The organism is Bacillus sp. COPE52, assembly GCF_003355115.1.
GTDB classification, from domain to species: Bacteria; Bacillota; Bacilli; order Bacillales; family Bacillaceae_G; genus Bacillus_A; species Bacillus_A toyonensis.
Map to the genome: position 1 here is coordinate 4445936 of NZ_CP031292.1, position 14159 is coordinate 4460094.

The window sequence follows — 14159 nt, forward strand, 5'->3', positions numbered from 1 at the left end:
AGCTTTTATTCGTATTCAGGATAGTATTTTTTAACTACTGTATCTACAGTTTCATTTTTCTTAACGTGTAAAAATCTTGCGTACAATTCTTTTCCTGTCTCAAATGGCGTTTCATCTAACTCAAAAACATGAAGTACTTTTTGAAACTTCCATGTTACTTGTTGATCGTATACATTATCGTACGTATCTTCTGATTGTATAGCGATCTTTTTCCCTAGATCATGAGCTTCCTCTAAACTGTTCGCTTTAACGAGAATGATACTTTCTTCAAAAAGCGTATCGTGATTCTCTTCATAATGCTCATCTATCTTACTAGGATTAGGCTCACCTGAATGAACAGATTCAAACAATAATTTTACAGCGTACATTTGGGAAATCTCCTCATGCCGAATGTTTCACTTTATAAACAATACTTGCTACAAGTGAAGCTGGTATTGTAAATACGTTACTTTGATAATGGTAATGTACTTGGGATTCTTCATAAGATATTTTGTCGTATAGTTCATTTTGTGCGACATTCATTTTTTGCTGTTTTTCTTTGAACATCTTAATGTAGTTATACTGTATTGGGACGAGAATGATAAAATAGGCTAATACGATTAGTGAAATCCATATCATTATGAACACTCCCTTACAAAGAATATTTCTATATAACAATTATATCAACAAAAGGGAAAAACAACCATTTATTTGTAACGAAATCGATTTTCTTTCTGCAATGTTATTCTAGGCTATAATATAGAATAGGATCCCTTGTTATATGTCACATAAGTGCAAATTCAACTATTATAGGGCAATGTCATGTATAATAGAAAGAAAAGGTTTGTGAGGGGGGAGAAAAGATGATCATTCTTTGGATAATTACGCTTTGCACGACTGCTTTTTTTGCATATATGACGTTAAAACAAAATGGCTTAAAGCGATTTGTTCCAGGAAGTATTCTTGCAGGAATTGCCCTTATCACGTATGTAATTTCTATTTTTACTGAAAGTGTATCAGTGGACATGAGCACAAGTTTAATGTTCATCGGTATTACACTATTTGCAGGTAGTATTATGGTACTTATGGTTGCTGGTATTATTTTATTTATTCATATGAATTCGGAAACGTTATAACATATAAAAAAGGCATGTCCCGAGAGGGGCATGCCTTTTTATCCGTTCAATTATGCTCTATCTTTAGAAGAGTTTTGTTGTTTTAATAAGTCGCGAATTTCGCTAAGAAGAACTTCTTCTTTTGTTGGTTCTGGAATTTCTTCCTCTTTTTCTTCTTCTCTTTTAGAAGTTAGTTTGTTGAATACTTTAACAAACATAAAGATAGCAGCTGCAATAATTAAGAAGTCAAAAATTGTTTGTATGAAGTTACCATACATAATAGATGACTTACCAAATGTGATTTTTAAATCTGTAAAGTCAACGCCACCTAATACCATACCAAGTAATGGTGTGATGATATCTTTTACTAAAGAACTAACGATTTTACCGAATGCAGCACCGATTACAACCCCGACAGCTAAATCAATTACATTCCCTTTGAAAGCGAACTTTTTAAACTCGTTCCACATGTGTTAATCCCATCCTTTCCACGTTTCATTATGAAATTTATAATTCCTATCAACATATTCTATAGAAATTTACGAGAGAAATAAAGGGGAAATGGGAATGAAAGTAAATTCTGAAAAATGTATCCGTTTTAATTTTTATTTACATCGTCAAGTAGAGTTTGTAGCATTTGTTGCGTTTTTAATCCTTCCAATCCATCTACAACAGGCTTCGTATCTCCGTGTACACATTCAATAAAATGATGAACAGCATCTTCAAAACCACGCTGCTTTAACGTCGTTTCCCATGAGGGAGAACCGCTTTGTGAAACGGAATTTTCCTCTTCAATTTCAAATGTATTCATATTTTTTACGCGAATGATTTTTCCTGCTGTTACAAGTTCAATTTGTTCTAAATTTGTACCAGCGTGGCGGTGCATCGCTGTTGAAAGTAATAGTCCGTTTGTTGTTGTATATGTATGATGGCCGTAAAGAAGTTCATTTTTTTCATTTATTTGCATCATATTATGAACGACGTTAAGGTCATCATTAGCTAACCAACGAGCAGTATCTACAATATGTAAGTAATCATCTAACATAGTAAAGTCGTACGTATTTGGCCCAACTTTATTTGTACGGTGTTTTTCAATTCGAATCCATGAAATAGTATTAGCTTGTTCTTTTGCAGCAACGTACATAGGAACGAAGCGGCGGTTAAATCCGACCATTAACTTTCGATTGTACTTTTCGCTCAATTCGACTAGTTTTTCAGCTTGTTCTACTGTAGCTGCTAACGGCTTATCTACATAAACATCGATTCCTTTTTCAAGAAGTGTAGAAACGATTTCATAATGTGTAGCAGTGGAACTATGAACGAAAACTGCATCACATTCTGAAGCTAACGTTTCAATAGAATGAAAGTCTTGAATCCGATATTGCTGACAAATTTGTTTTCTTTTTTCCGCGTTAGGTGTAAACGCCCCAACAAAGTGCCAATCTAATTCTTTTGTAAGTGTTGGAAGATATGCCTTTTGTGCAATACTTCCAAGTCCAATCATCCCAATTTTAGGTTTATTCATTTGTATTCCCACCCTATCAATATTGATGTAACGGGTTAAATGTAGCATAGGGCGGGGGAGGAAGGCAAAGGTTAGCTTTTTACTTACGTCCTTCTACTAGAATCTTCTCTATCTCTTCAAAATTATGAGCACGAGCATGCTCTAGTGGGGTGACACCATCATTATCGGGAATGTTTACATCTGCGCCGTGTTCAATGAGTAGGCGAATGACTTGTTGTTGTGTTTCATCGCCGTCACTTAGTACGATAGCTTCCATTAAAGCTGTCCATCCGAGATTATTGACATGGTTTACATCGATATTTGTTCGCGTGAGGAGTTCTTTTATAACAGTAATATAGCCATGTTCTGAGGCTGGGATAAGAGCTGTTCCACCGTAACGATTCGTAAGTGCTGGATCCGCACCAGCATCAATTGTTAGTTTTAAAATGTCTAAGTAACCTTCCGCACCGGCGTATAGAAATGGATTGTTTTTTATATTATCTTGGATATTTACATCGGCGCCAGCATCGATAAGAGCTTTCGCGGTCTTTATATCATTTTTGTATGTGGCAATCATAAGCGGGGTGCGTCCTTGACTATCCGTTGCATTTATATTTGCTCCTTGTTTTAATAAAGATATAACAGTGTTCGTTTCGTTTTTGTCAGTAGCTGCTAGTAGTGCAGTCTCCATGTTTGTCATCTCCTTTTTTACTTCTTGTTCTTGCGAGCATCCTTGTAAAAAAATTACACAACATATCATGCTTAATGTTTTTTTGAACATGGAATTTCAACCTCCTAATTTCAACTGTAAAATAAGAACATTAAATTTTTATAAACTGACGCTAAAATTACTATAAAATCGCTTGAGTAATTGAACATATATTTTTATGCTTATGAATATGAAGTTTGAATCAATCGGGCGTTTACGGGTAGCCCGACTTGCACCTAACTTTTTGTTTCAACTGAATTTTGAGGTGGAAGTCTTACTGTCCACAAATAGAGTGATAAAGTGAGGCTGTAAATGATGTCTATTAAAACAAGGTTTTTATTTTCTTATATCGCTGTTATTCTCGTCTCCATTACGCTTATTTTAGTTGCGGGATTTTTAATTGTATTTTCCATAACAGGTGACTTGGAAGCAGTGAAAAATTTTTATAAAAGTTCTTATATTCAAAAGCCGCTGACTCCAGAAGAAGAGAATGCGTATCTTGAATTGAAAGGAGCGGCAAAGCAACATCAATATCAACTATTAGATGAATCGTTCGTTGCATCACTTGAAAAAGAAGGTGTGAAAATAGTTGTAAGAAAGGGAGAAACCATTTCTTATGCTACAAAGGGTTTTGAAAGTTCGACCGTAACAGAAGCCCTTCCGAAATTTGAAGCAGCAAATATTAATAGTCGTGGTACAACGGAACTAGGCGATACATTTTATCGATATGTAAAATTTGATTTTTCTTTTCAAAATAATGAAGAAGGGAGTATATTTGTACTAAAAAAGCAAAGTTCGTTTGTAGATCTTACACAAAAATTATTTCCGATTTTGTTCGTAGCACTTTTATTGTTAGCCATTTTGCTCATTGGGTTAGTAAGTTATTTCGTCTCAAAAAGTGTGATAAAACCAATCTTTGTATTGAAAGATGCGACGGAGAGAATTAAAGAAGGGAATTTAGAATTTCAAATTCCAGTTACATCGCATGATGAAATAGGTCAATTGAATCAAGGGTTTGAGGAAATGAGGAAGAAGTTAAAAGAGTCGATTGAAGTACAAACGCAGTATGAAGAAAATCGAAAAGAGCTCATTTCAAACATCTCCCATGATTTGAAAACACCGATTACATCTATTATCGGATATGTGGAAGGAATAAAGGACGGGGTAGCAAATACCCCGGAGAAAATGGATAAGTATTTAACAACGATTCATACGAAAGCAAAACATATGGATACACTCATTGATGAACTATTTTTATTTTCGAAGCTCGATTTAAATCGAGTCCCATTCCAGTTTGAAACAGTTGAATTAAATATGTTTATGCAGGAATTAATAGAAGAGATGCAGATGGATTTAAGTGAAGAAGGTATAGAAGTGTACTTACAATTACATCCATCACCACTATATGTAACGGCTGATTGCGAAAAGATAAATAGAGTGATATCAAATTTAATTCATAATAGTGTGAAATACATGGATAAAGAAGAGCAAAAAATTGCTGTAACAGTATCGAGTGATAACGATAAAGTTATTGTGAAAGTGATGGACAATGGATCAGGTATAGAATCTGATACACTTCCTTATATTTTTGAACGGTTTTATCGTGCAGAGCAATCTCGAAACTCTAGCACAGGTGGAAGTGGACTTGGTTTAGCGATTGCGAAGCAAATTGTGGAAGAACATGGCGGAGAAATTTGGGCGGAAAGCGAGCCTAGAGAAGGCACAAGCATTTTCTTCTCATTGGAAAAAGTAGAGAAATGTGGTGAGTAAATTGAAAAGAATCTTACTAATAGAAGATGAAGTAAGTATTGCAGAATTACAGCGAGATTATTTAGAAATTAGTGATTTTCAAGTTGATGTAGAGCATTCTGGAGAAATAGGCTTACAAATGGCTCTGCAAGAAGACTATGATTTAATTATTTTAGATATTATGCTTCCGAAAATGAATGGATTCGAAATTTGTAAACAAATACGTGCTATAAAAGATATTCCGATTTTACTTGTTTCAGCTAAAAAAGAAGATATAGATAAAATTCGCGGACTCGGATTAGGAGCGGATGATTATATAACGAAACCGTTTAGCCCAAGTGAATTAGTCGCAAGGGTAAAGGCACATATTTCTCGTTATGAAAGATTATCAGGAAATGTAAGTAAGCAACGTGATACGTTATATATTCATGGAATCTCTATCGATCAACGAGCGAGGAAAGTTTTTATAAACAATGAAGAAATCGCGTTTACAACGAAGGAATTTGATTTATTAACATTCTTTGTAACGCACCCAAACCAAGTATTAAATAAAGAACAGTTATTTGAACGTATTTGGGGATTAGATTCTGCTGGCGATTTAGCTACTGTTGTCGTTCACATTAGAAAGTTACGTGAAAAAATTGAAAGAGATCCTGCCCATCCGCAATATATTGAAACGGTATGGGGAGCTGGTTATCGTTTTAATGTGTAGTAAACCTGTCAAAGTGTTGACAGGTTTTTTATATGCGTAATAGTGTATTACAATTATGATTTGAATTTGAAAGGGAATATTAGGTAATTCGTGTTAAAATATAAAGAGAAATAAAACGCAAGATGGTTTGAGAGGAAGTGTTAGGTTTTGGTGGATGTATGAAAGAATATTAAATCAAACAAGGCTTTAAAGATTGGGACTAATATCATACTTATTTTATTAATTATTGGTGCAATACAAATGTTTTATGATAAAGATTATACAAATGACCATTTAGGTGGATTATTTTTGGTGGCTTTTTGGATGGTTAGAAGTATGTTTGGTATTACGATCAGCGTAAAAGAAGGAGATAAAAAGTCAGTATTTATTGATTTAGGTTTAGTCCTTTTTTCTTTTTATCTTTTATTTTATTATAGTATGAAGTTTTTCTTCTAAAAAATAAAGCTCAAAGTCATATAGAGACTTTGAGCTTTTATTAGTACATTAGTCTGTGAATTCATATGTTATTTATTTAGATTTTTTTAATAGTAACTGAACTCAAAACTGGATTTTCCCTGTTATAACGTTTTGTAAAATTCTTGTGTGATAGAAATAAAGTGGGTAGCCTCTTCTAAAAAAGGATAATGGTTACTGTCCTCAAATGGAATAAAGATAGAATTACGTATACCCTCATGCATCTCGATAGAATATTGAATTGGGCACTGCACATCGTGTCGTCCGCACATAATAAGTGTCTTTGTTTTAATAGAAGATAAAGACTCTCTTAAATCAAATGAAGAATATTCATGAGCGAAAGCGTTCATCCGGCTGGTGGACATTGTTTTTTTGATCGGTCTACAAAAATAAAAGTTATAGTTTTCTGGTTTATACAATGATAATTTTGTTCTCTTAGTAGATAGTTCTTTCCGTTCTTCCCTTGTAAGGTAAGGGCTTTTTAAGTTTTCGATGAGCTCTTGCATATAATGAAACTGTGGATGTTCTGGATGATAAATGCAAAATGGTGTTTCGGCATAGTTACTTGCTGCAGCTCCTGCTACGACTAATGATTGTAAGGAATTCGGATATGTAATCGCATACAAAAGTCCAAGCATACCACCTGTTGAATGACCGGCGAAATGCCATGTTGGAAGTTGTAATGCTTCTCGTATTGCTTCTAAGTCGTGGATTGTTTCAATCATGCTTAATTCGTTTTCTGACTGGGCGGTTACAGAGCTACCGGCATCTCGTAAATTAATGAGAAATACACGATGCGTAGCAGTAAAAACATCCGCGAAGTAATCACCAGTTTCATTAAATTGTGAATAATGGTGTGTAATACAAAGCGGTTCACCATTCCCTTTTGTAAAGAGTTCAAATGTACCACGTTTCGTGCGGAGCATTTGTCGTTTCCACATAATATCACGACCTTTTCTCATAAAAGTTGGGCCAGGCTGTTATGAAATGAAAATATATCAGCGATTATTAGAATATATCGGCGCAACTCGAAATATATCAGCGATTATCAGAATATATCGGCGCAACTCGAAATATATCAGCGATTATTAAAATATATCGACTTACCGACAGAAACCGACAATAAATAAAAGGAGGCTATTAAAAAACGAGCCTCCTTTTCGTTTAGTACAAAGATTTTGTCATATTATTCCGAATAATTTCAAGGGATTTCGCTACAGTTAATGCATTCTTTTCTTCAATTTCTGGTTTACGGGGGATAGGTTTATACATGTTGTCTGGATCTTCCCATGTGAGGGGAAGTTCTGTTTCTGCTTGTCCTTTCCAAGCGTCAATCCATTCTGGAGGAAGATAACCTGAGATGTTTTGGATGTTGTTCATTTCGAGCCAAATGAGTGCCCACGCTCTTGGGACGACGCGCCAGTGGTCATAGCCACCGCCGCCGACAGCGATCCAGCGACCGTCGCAATATTCATTAGCGATTTCGCGAGCGAGCTTCGGTATTTCACGGTAAATATTCATCGTTGCACAAAGGTGTGTAAGTGGATCGTAATAATGCGCATCTGCACCGTTTTGCGTTAAAATAATATCCGGTTTAAAGTATGCGGCAACTTCTTTTACGACAGTTCGATATGATTCTAGAAACGATTCATCTTCTGTAAAAGCATCGAGTGGAACGTTAAAAGAATAACTATAGCCATTACCTTGTCCACGTTCATTTACAGCGCCAGTTCCAGGGAATAAATAACGTCCGGTTTCGTGTAATGAAATGGTGCATACGTTAGGATCATCGTAAAATGACCACTGTACACCATCACCGTGATGAGCATCTGTATCAATATATAAAACACGTAAACCGTATTTCTTTTGAATGTATTTCATTGCGATGGAACTATCGTTATAAATACAAAAACCAGATGCCTTGCCACGGAAGCCGTGATGTAAGCCGCCTCCTAAGTTAAGCGCGTGTTTTACTTTTCCAGAAAGAACAGCATCGACAGCTGTTAACGTACCACCAACGAGCAATGCACTTGCTTCGTGCATATTTGAGAACATCGGTGTGTCTTCTGTTCCAAGTCCATATGTCATCGCAATTGATTTTTCTAACTTTCCTTCTCCAGCACGTTTTACCGCATGTATGTACTCCTCTGTATGAACGTAAGCAATCTCTTCATCTGTAGCCATCCGTGGTGAGATGATTTGGGAAGGAGAGATGAAACCGCCCTTTTGTAATAAATCATACGTAAGTGTGACGCGCAGTTGGTTAAAAGGATGATCAGGGCTAAATGAATAGCCCCGAAAGTCATCCGAATAAATAAACGCGCTACTCATGCTTGCATCCCCATGATGTTTGGCCATAATACGCGATAGCCTTCTGCTTCAAGTGCATCAATCACTTTTAGAGGATTCATCGTTTGAATGCGGAAAACAAGTACTTTATCATTCTCATCTTTTGCTGGATAAACGAGAACGCTCACGATATTTATTTGTAAATCACTAAAAATAGCAACGACTTTTCCAAGAATACCAGGTTCATTTTTTACTTGAATTTCAATTTGTGAACTTGGTTGATGTGCTCCTGTTAATTTTACTAACGTGTGCAGTACTGTAGATTCTGAGATGATACCAACTAACTTACCAGCCTTTGTAACAGGAAGGCAGCCAATTTTATTTTCAAAAAATAAAGTAGCAATTTCCTCAACGAAATCGAGAGGGTGGCAAGTCATAACAGGATGTTTCATAATAAGTTCGAGCGGTTGCTTCAGCATATCGAGTGAAACTTGTTCATCTAGAATAGACGGACTTGCATCTCTTACATCCCGATCAGAAATAATGCCTACGACGTGATTATTTTGATCGACAATTGGAATGTGCCGAATTCCTTTCGTGCGAATCGTTCGGATTGCTGTTTCGATTGTATCGTTTGGATGTAGCGTAACTACATTTTGATTCATAATTTCTTCTACAATCATTCCAGTTGCCCCCTTTATTAATACATAAAACGATTGTGAAAACGTAGACGGTCAAATGCTTGAATAGAATCCGTATCGACGCGATTACCGATGCGGACCATTAAACAGTTGGCAGGATGTGAACAAATTTCAGGATCATCTGTAGCCATCCATTGTAAACCACCAGCATTCATCATCTTTTCCATTACTTTTCGGTATTCCCACACATTCAATCCTGTTTGTTTCAAATCCCAGTGCCAATAATATTCAGTCGTCAATATAATGTAATCTTCCATATAATCGTCCATCATAGACACTTCTAATAAGTTCTTTCCGACAGAGGACCCTCGGAAGGCTGGGACTACTTCAATTGCCCCAAGCTCAATTAAGTTTTCCATTTTTCCTTCTGACCATCGTTCAAGTGGATCAGGATATAAATATGTAACATATCCAACAATCATTTGGTCATGTCTAGCAATAATGAGACGTGCTTCTGGTAATTTAGAAATTTCGACAATTGCTTTATATTGCTGCTCGGCAGGACGAAACGCAATTAAATCTGGATGGAATTCATACATTTCAAGATTATGGGTAGAGACAGGACCTTCAATAATTAAAGTGCCTTTCGCTGTTTTCAAGTTTCTAGCATTATATATTTTTTTATGAATCAATGTATTGCTCACCACCTTGAGGGTTTGTGAATCTATTAATATCGTACTTTATAATATATGCGATGTGAATCGAATTTTGTCATTAAAAATTTGTCTAAAAATCAACAAATATACTGAAAATTTTAAATAATGTCTTTATAATAGATAATAGAATACATAGGAGGGGGATGTAAAGTATGAAAGTAGAAACGCTTCCTGTCATTAAAGGAGAAAATAATTTGCCGAATTATGAAGAGGCATACGCGAATTTTAACTGGGAAGAGGTTAATAAAAATTTTACTTGGAATGAGACAGGCCGAGTAAATATGGCGTATGAAGCAATTGATAAGCATGCGAAATCTGATCGAAAAAATAAAGTAGCCCTTTATTATCAAGATGGATCGCGAAAAGAGAAATATACATTTAAGGAAATGAAGGATTTTTCTAATAAAGCAGGAAACGTCCTAAAAAATTATGGCGATGTTGAAAAAGGCGATCGCGTTTTTATTTTTATGCCACGTTCTCCAGAATTATATTTCGCGCTTTTAGGTGCAGTGAAATTAGGAGCAATTGTTGGACCGCTATTTGAAGCATTTATGGAAGGCGCAGTTCGTGATCGTTTAGAAGATAGCGAAGCAAAGGTGTTAATTACAACTCCTGAATTGTTAGAGCGTATACCATTAAATGATTTACCAGCTTTAAAAACAGTCTTTCTTGTTGGAGATAATGTAGAAGAAGGCGGTAAAACAGTAGCGTTCAATCCTTTATTTGAACAAGCTTCAAAAGAATTACATATCGAATGGTTAGGCCGCGAAGACGGTTTAATTCTTCACTATACGTCTGGTTCTACTGGTAAGCCGAAAGGTGTTCTCCATGCGCAAAATGCAATGGTTCAGCACTATCAAACGGCGAAATGGGTATTAGATTTAAAAGAAGATGACGTATATTGGTGTACTGCTGACCCGGGCTGGGTAACGGGAACTGCTTACGGCATTTTTGCACCGTGGTTAGTCGGAGCATCAAATGTTATTTTAGGTGGACGATTTAGTCCAGATGCATGGTATGAAGCACTGCAAGATTACGGTGTAACAGTTTGGTATAGTGCACCGACAGCGTTCCGTATGTTAATGGGAGCTGGACAAGATGCAATTAAAAAATACGACTTATCACAAGTACGCCACGTATTAAGCGTAGGTGAGCCTTTAAATCCAGAAGTAATTCGCTGGGGTATGAATGCATTTGGACTTCGTATTCATGATACGTGGTGGATGACAGAAACAGGTGGACAAGTTATTTGTAACTATCCGTGTATGGAAATCCGTCCAGGTTCAATGGGTAAACCAATTCCAGGTGTGAAAGCAGCGATTGTTGATAATGAAGGAAATGAAGTGCCTCCATACACAATGGGTAACTTAGCAATTGGTAAAGGTTGGCCAGCTATGATGCGTGGAATCTGGAATAACCAGCAAAAATATGAGTCATACTTTATGCCGGGAGACTGGTATGTATCAGGTGATTCAGCTTATATGGATGAAGACGGATACTTCTGGTTCCAAGGACGTATTGACGATGTAATTATGACGTCAGGTGAGCGAGTTGGACCGTTTGAAGTAGAAAGTAAACTAATCGAGCATGCTGCTGTTGCAGAAGCTGGTGTAATTGGTATTCCTGATCCGGTGCGTGGCGAAATTATTAAAGCGTTTATCGCACTTCGAGCAGGATACGAACCATCTGATGAATTAAAAGAAGAAATTCGTCAATTTGTAAAAAAAGGCCTAGCAGCTCATGCAGCGCCAAGACAAATTGAATTTAGAGATAAATTACCGAAAACGAGAAGTGGTAAAATTATGCGCCGCGTATTAAAAGCGTGGGAGTTAAACTTACCAACAGGTGACTTATCAACGATGGAAGATTAAGAGAGAAAGGTCTGAACGAAAAATGTTCAGGCCTTTCTTTTTTATGATATCATGAACTTATATATATAAGTTGAAGGGGATAGTATGATGAAAACAGAAAAAGAAAAGATGATACTAGGAGAAATGTACATACCGGCTGATCCAGTTTTAGTACAAGAAAGAGAGCAAGCACGTATATTAACGAGAAAATTAAATGATACGCCAGAAGAGCAATTGAAAGAGCGTAGCGAAATCGTAAAAGAATTATTCGGAACGACAGGAGATAATATTCATCTTGAATCTTCTTTTAGATGTGATTACGGCTATAACATTCATGTCGGTGAAAATTTTTACGCGAACTTTGACTGTACGATTTTAGACGTATGCCCGGTAACAATCGGAGTGAACTGTATGTTAGCTCCAGGTGTTCACATTTATACAGCAACGCATCCACTCGATCCAATTGAGCGTATAAGCGGATCAGAATACGGAAAACCAGTTACAATTGGCGATAACGTATGGATTGGCGGAAGAGCAATTATTAATCCAGGTGTAACGATTGGAGATAATGCGGTGATTGCATCTGGTGCTGTTGTAACGAAAGATGTACCAGACAATGTAGTAGTTGGCGGAAATCCTGCGAAGATTATTAAAAAAATAAAATAATATTTGAACGAAGCGCCTTCCTCGTCTGTATACATTTATGAAAGAATAGATGAGGGAGGCTTCTTTATGTCTAATAAATTATTCTTTGTGACGTTATAAAGGATTGGCAAAGAGAGAAATCTGGCCCTTATTTGACACGCCTATATAAATGATGGTATAAAGAAAAGTATATGAATAATTGAGCGTGGAAAGGGAGAAGTAGTGATCATTTCCCTGTTTTAGAGAGCTGATGGTCGGTGGAAATCAGCACATAGATGATCGCGAATTACGCCCCTAGAGCATCTTTTTTCGATTGAATTGTATTCAAAAGGGAAAAGACGGTGCTAAGCCGTTATGTAAATAAGGTGGTAGGCTTTTTTTGCCTGCAACTAGGGTGGTAACGCGATAATCAAAATCGTCCCTTATTTGAAGGGGCGATTTTTTTATGTTTTCAACCTTCACGCCAGTAATGAACTTAAAGGAGAGTATGTAGGATATGGGTATTTTACAAGATCTTGAATTTCGCGGTCTAATTAATCAGCAAACAGATGCTGAGGGCCTTGAGCAATTATTAGAAAAAGAAAGCGTTAAATTATACTGTGGTTTCGACCCGACAGCGGATAGCTTACACATCGGTCATATGTTACCAGTATTAATGTTACGTCGTTTCCAATTAGCTGGTCATCAACCAATCGCACTTGTTGGCGGTGGTACTGGTATGATCGGTGACCCAAGTGGTAAAAAAGCAGAGCGTACATTAAATACGAAAGATACAGTTGCTTACTACACAGAAAGCATTAAAAACCAACTTTCAAACTTCTTAGAGTTCGAAAACGTGGAAAACCCAGCAACAATGGCTAATAACTATGATTGGCTTGGTAACTTAGATGTAATTTCATTCTTACGCGATATCGGTAAAAACTTCGGTTTAAACTATATGTTAGCAAAAGATACAGTAGCATCTCGTTTAGATACTGGTATTTCATTCACTGAGTTTAGTTACATGATTTTACAATCATACGACTTCTTAAACTTATACCAAAACCATAATTGCCGCTTACAAATCGGTGGTAGTGACCAATGGGGTAACATTACAGCTGGTCTTGAATTAATACGTAAATCAGAAGAAGATGCGAAAGCGTTCGGTTTAACAATTCCACTAGTTACAAAATCTGACGGTACGAAGTTTGGTAAAACAGAAGGCGGCGCAATTTGGTTAGATCCAGAAAAAACAACTCCTTACGAGTTCTACCAATTCTGGATTAACACAGATGATCGCGACGTTGTTAAATACTTAAAATACTTCACATTCTTATCTCATGAAGAAATTCTTGATCTTGAGAAGCAAGTAGCTGAAGCGCCAGAAAAACGTGCAGCACAAAAAGCGTTAGGTTCTGAAATGACAAAACTTGTTCACGGTGAAGAAGCATTAGAGCAAGCAATTAAAATTTCAGCTGCACTATTCAGCGGTTCTGTAGCAGAACTGACTGCAAGCGAAATCGAACAAGGATTCAAAGACGTACCATCTGTAGAACGTACTGCAGAAGATACAGTATTAATCGACTTACTTGTAGAAAGCAAAATTTCTCCATCTAAACGTCAAGCACGTGAAGATGTAACGAACGGTGCAATCTACGTAAACGGTGAGCGTACACAAGCATTAGACTATGTTGTAACAGAAAACGACCGCATCGAAGGTAAATTCACAATCATTCGCCGCGGTAAGAAGAAATATTTCTTAATTCGTTACTAATCAGAAACGAATATAAAACAAATAGTACCCCGGATTGTAGGCTG

16 protein-coding genes and 1 other annotated feature are annotated in these 14159 nt (G+C 36.5%); of the genes, 7 read left to right on the forward strand and 9 right to left on the reverse strand.

Annotated features, from left to right (window positions below; all coding sequences use genetic code 11):
* Positions 1-5: 5 nt before the first annotated feature.
* On the reverse strand, positions 6-368 hold the full coding sequence (locus DPQ31_RS22470) for a DUF4288 domain-containing protein (RefSeq protein WP_000271414.1): 363 nt from the start codon (positions 366-368) through the stop codon (positions 6-8).
* A gap of 13 nt (positions 369-381) precedes the next feature.
* On the reverse strand, positions 382-618 hold the full coding sequence (locus DPQ31_RS22475) for a DUF3949 domain-containing protein (RefSeq protein WP_098055571.1): 237 nt from the start codon (positions 616-618) through the stop codon (positions 382-384).
* Positions 619-842: 224 nt separating this feature from the next.
* Between DPQ31_RS22475 and DPQ31_RS22480 the strand changes: the two genes are divergently transcribed.
* Positions 843-1115: a DUF3917 domain-containing protein gene (locus DPQ31_RS22480; protein ID WP_000585028.1), complete on the forward strand. Its 273-nt coding sequence runs from the start codon at positions 843-845 to the stop codon at positions 1113-1115.
* A 50-nt stretch (positions 1116-1165) separates the two neighbouring features.
* Here the strand turns inward: DPQ31_RS22480 and mscL are convergent, their stop codons facing one another.
* From mscL to DPQ31_RS22495, 3 genes are all read right to left on the reverse strand, one after another.
* Positions 1166-1564 (reverse strand): large-conductance mechanosensitive channel protein MscL, encoded by a 399-nt coding sequence (mscL, locus tag DPQ31_RS22485; RefSeq protein ID WP_199632449.1) that lies wholly within the window; start codon positions 1562-1564, stop codon positions 1166-1168.
* Between the two features lie 128 nt (positions 1565-1692).
* The gene (locus DPQ31_RS22490; protein WP_098711739.1) at positions 1693-2619 is read right to left on the reverse strand and encodes a Gfo/Idh/MocA family protein; all 927 of its coding nucleotides are present in this window, start codon (positions 2617-2619) and stop codon (positions 1693-1695) included.
* Positions 2620-2698: 79 nt separating this feature from the next.
* Positions 2699-3379: an ankyrin repeat domain-containing protein gene (locus DPQ31_RS22495; protein ID WP_087951003.1), complete on the reverse strand. Its 681-nt coding sequence runs from the start codon at positions 3377-3379 to the stop codon at positions 2699-2701.
* Positions 3380-3622: 243 nt separating this feature from the next.
* Between DPQ31_RS22495 and DPQ31_RS22500 the strand changes: the two genes are divergently transcribed.
* The 3 genes from DPQ31_RS22500 to DPQ31_RS22510 all read left to right on the forward strand — a co-directional run bounded on the left by DPQ31_RS22500 (position 3623) and on the right by DPQ31_RS22510 (position 6203).
* Entirely contained in the window at positions 3623-5077 is a 1455-nt protein-coding gene (locus DPQ31_RS22500) for a sensor histidine kinase (RefSeq protein ID WP_033665776.1), read from the forward strand.
* Position 5078: 1 nt separating this feature from the next.
* Positions 5079-5768 (forward strand): response regulator transcription factor, encoded by a 690-nt coding sequence (locus DPQ31_RS22505; RefSeq protein ID WP_002039721.1) that lies wholly within the window; start codon positions 5079-5081, stop codon positions 5766-5768.
* Positions 5769-5936: 168 nt separating this feature from the next.
* A complete protein-coding gene (locus DPQ31_RS22510) occupies positions 5937-6203 on the forward strand; it encodes a hypothetical protein (RefSeq protein ID WP_033665756.1) in 267 nt (88 codons plus the stop codon).
* Between the two features lie 122 nt (positions 6204-6325).
* Here DPQ31_RS22510 and DPQ31_RS22515 read toward each other — a convergent pair whose 3' ends face one another.
* From DPQ31_RS22515 to acuA, 4 genes are all read right to left on the reverse strand, one after another.
* The gene (locus DPQ31_RS22515) at positions 6326-7183 is read right to left on the reverse strand and encodes an alpha/beta fold hydrolase (protein ID WP_208731022.1); all 858 of its coding nucleotides are present in this window, start codon (positions 7181-7183) and stop codon (positions 6326-6328) included.
* 202 nt (positions 7184-7385) lie between these two features.
* The gene (gene acuC / locus DPQ31_RS22520) at positions 7386-8552 is read right to left on the reverse strand and encodes an acetoin utilization protein AcuC (RefSeq protein ID WP_208731024.1); all 1167 of its coding nucleotides are present in this window, start codon (positions 8550-8552) and stop codon (positions 7386-7388) included.
* Positions 8549-9193 carry an acetoin utilization AcuB family protein gene (locus tag DPQ31_RS22525; RefSeq protein WP_002123078.1) on the reverse strand — a complete coding sequence of 215 codons (645 nt, stop codon included), beginning with the start codon at positions 9191-9193 and terminating at the stop codon, positions 8549-8551. The genes acuC and DPQ31_RS22525 overlap by 4 nt, the downstream gene beginning before the upstream one ends.
* Positions 9194-9210: 17 nt before the next feature.
* Entirely contained in the window at positions 9211-9843 is a 633-nt protein-coding gene (gene acuA / locus DPQ31_RS22530; protein WP_208731026.1) for an acetoin utilization protein acetyltransferase AcuA, read from the reverse strand.
* A 176-nt stretch (positions 9844-10019) separates the two neighbouring features.
* On the opposite strand from acuA, the gene acsA reads away from it, so the two are divergent.
* The 3 genes from acsA (at position 10020) to tyrS (ending at position 14115) form a co-directional block, all read left to right on the forward strand.
* The gene (gene acsA, locus DPQ31_RS22535; protein ID WP_000862062.1) at positions 10020-11738 is read left to right on the forward strand and encodes an acetate--CoA ligase; all 1719 of its coding nucleotides are present in this window, start codon (positions 10020-10022) and stop codon (positions 11736-11738) included.
* Positions 11739-11822: 84 nt separating this feature from the next.
* On the forward strand, positions 11823-12383 hold the full coding sequence (locus DPQ31_RS22540; RefSeq protein WP_315969872.1) for a maltose acetyltransferase domain-containing protein: 561 nt from the start codon (positions 11823-11825) through the stop codon (positions 12381-12383).
* A gap of 176 nt (positions 12384-12559) precedes the next feature.
* Positions 12560-12788 (forward strand) — a binding site (T-box leader).
* A 70-nt stretch (positions 12789-12858) separates the two neighbouring features.
* Positions 12859-14115 (forward strand): tyrosine--tRNA ligase, encoded by a 1257-nt coding sequence (gene tyrS / locus DPQ31_RS22545; RefSeq protein ID WP_000512094.1) that lies wholly within the window; start codon positions 12859-12861, stop codon positions 14113-14115.
* The last annotated feature ends 44 nt before the right edge of the window (positions 14116-14159 follow it).

What these genes read in the sequence shown, in the direction of transcription:
- DPQ31_RS22500 (WP_033665776.1), top strand. Translation starts at nt 3,623, where the DNA reads ATGTCTATTAAAACAAGGTTTTTATTTTCTTATATCGCTGTTATTCTC.
- DPQ31_RS22495 (WP_087951003.1), bottom strand. Translation starts at nt 3,379, where the DNA reads ATGTTCAAAAAAACATTAAGCATGATATGTTGTGTAATTTTTTTACAA.
- DPQ31_RS22540 (WP_315969872.1), top strand. Translation starts at nt 11,823, where the DNA reads ATGATGAAAACAGAAAAAGAAAAGATGATACTAGGAGAAATGTACATA.
- mscL (WP_199632449.1), bottom strand. Translation starts at nt 1,564, where the DNA reads ATGTGGAACGAGTTTAAAAAGTTCGCTTTCAAAGGGAATGTAATTGAT.
- DPQ31_RS22475 (WP_098055571.1), bottom strand. Translation starts at nt 618, where the DNA reads ATGATATGGATTTCACTAATCGTATTAGCCTATTTTATCATTCTCGTC.
- DPQ31_RS22515 (WP_208731022.1), bottom strand. Translation starts at nt 7,183, where the DNA reads ATGAGAAAAGGTCGTGATATTATGTGGAAACGACAAATGCTCCGCACG.
- acuC (WP_208731024.1), bottom strand. Translation starts at nt 8,552, where the DNA reads ATGAGTAGCGCGTTTATTTATTCGGATGACTTTCGGGGCTATTCATTT.
- DPQ31_RS22480 (WP_000585028.1), top strand. Translation starts at nt 843, where the DNA reads ATGATCATTCTTTGGATAATTACGCTTTGCACGACTGCTTTTTTTGCA.
- DPQ31_RS22490 (WP_098711739.1), bottom strand. Translation starts at nt 2,619, where the DNA reads ATGAATAAACCTAAAATTGGGATGATTGGACTTGGAAGTATTGCACAA.
- tyrS (WP_000512094.1), top strand. Translation starts at nt 12,859, where the DNA reads ATGGGTATTTTACAAGATCTTGAATTTCGCGGTCTAATTAATCAGCAA.
- acsA (WP_000862062.1), top strand. Translation starts at nt 10,020, where the DNA reads ATGAAAGTAGAAACGCTTCCTGTCATTAAAGGAGAAAATAATTTGCCG.
- DPQ31_RS22470 (WP_000271414.1), bottom strand. Translation starts at nt 368, where the DNA reads ATGTACGCTGTAAAATTATTGTTTGAATCTGTTCATTCAGGTGAGCCT.
- DPQ31_RS22525 (WP_002123078.1), bottom strand. Translation starts at nt 9,193, where the DNA reads ATGATTGTAGAAGAAATTATGAATCAAAATGTAGTTACGCTACATCCA.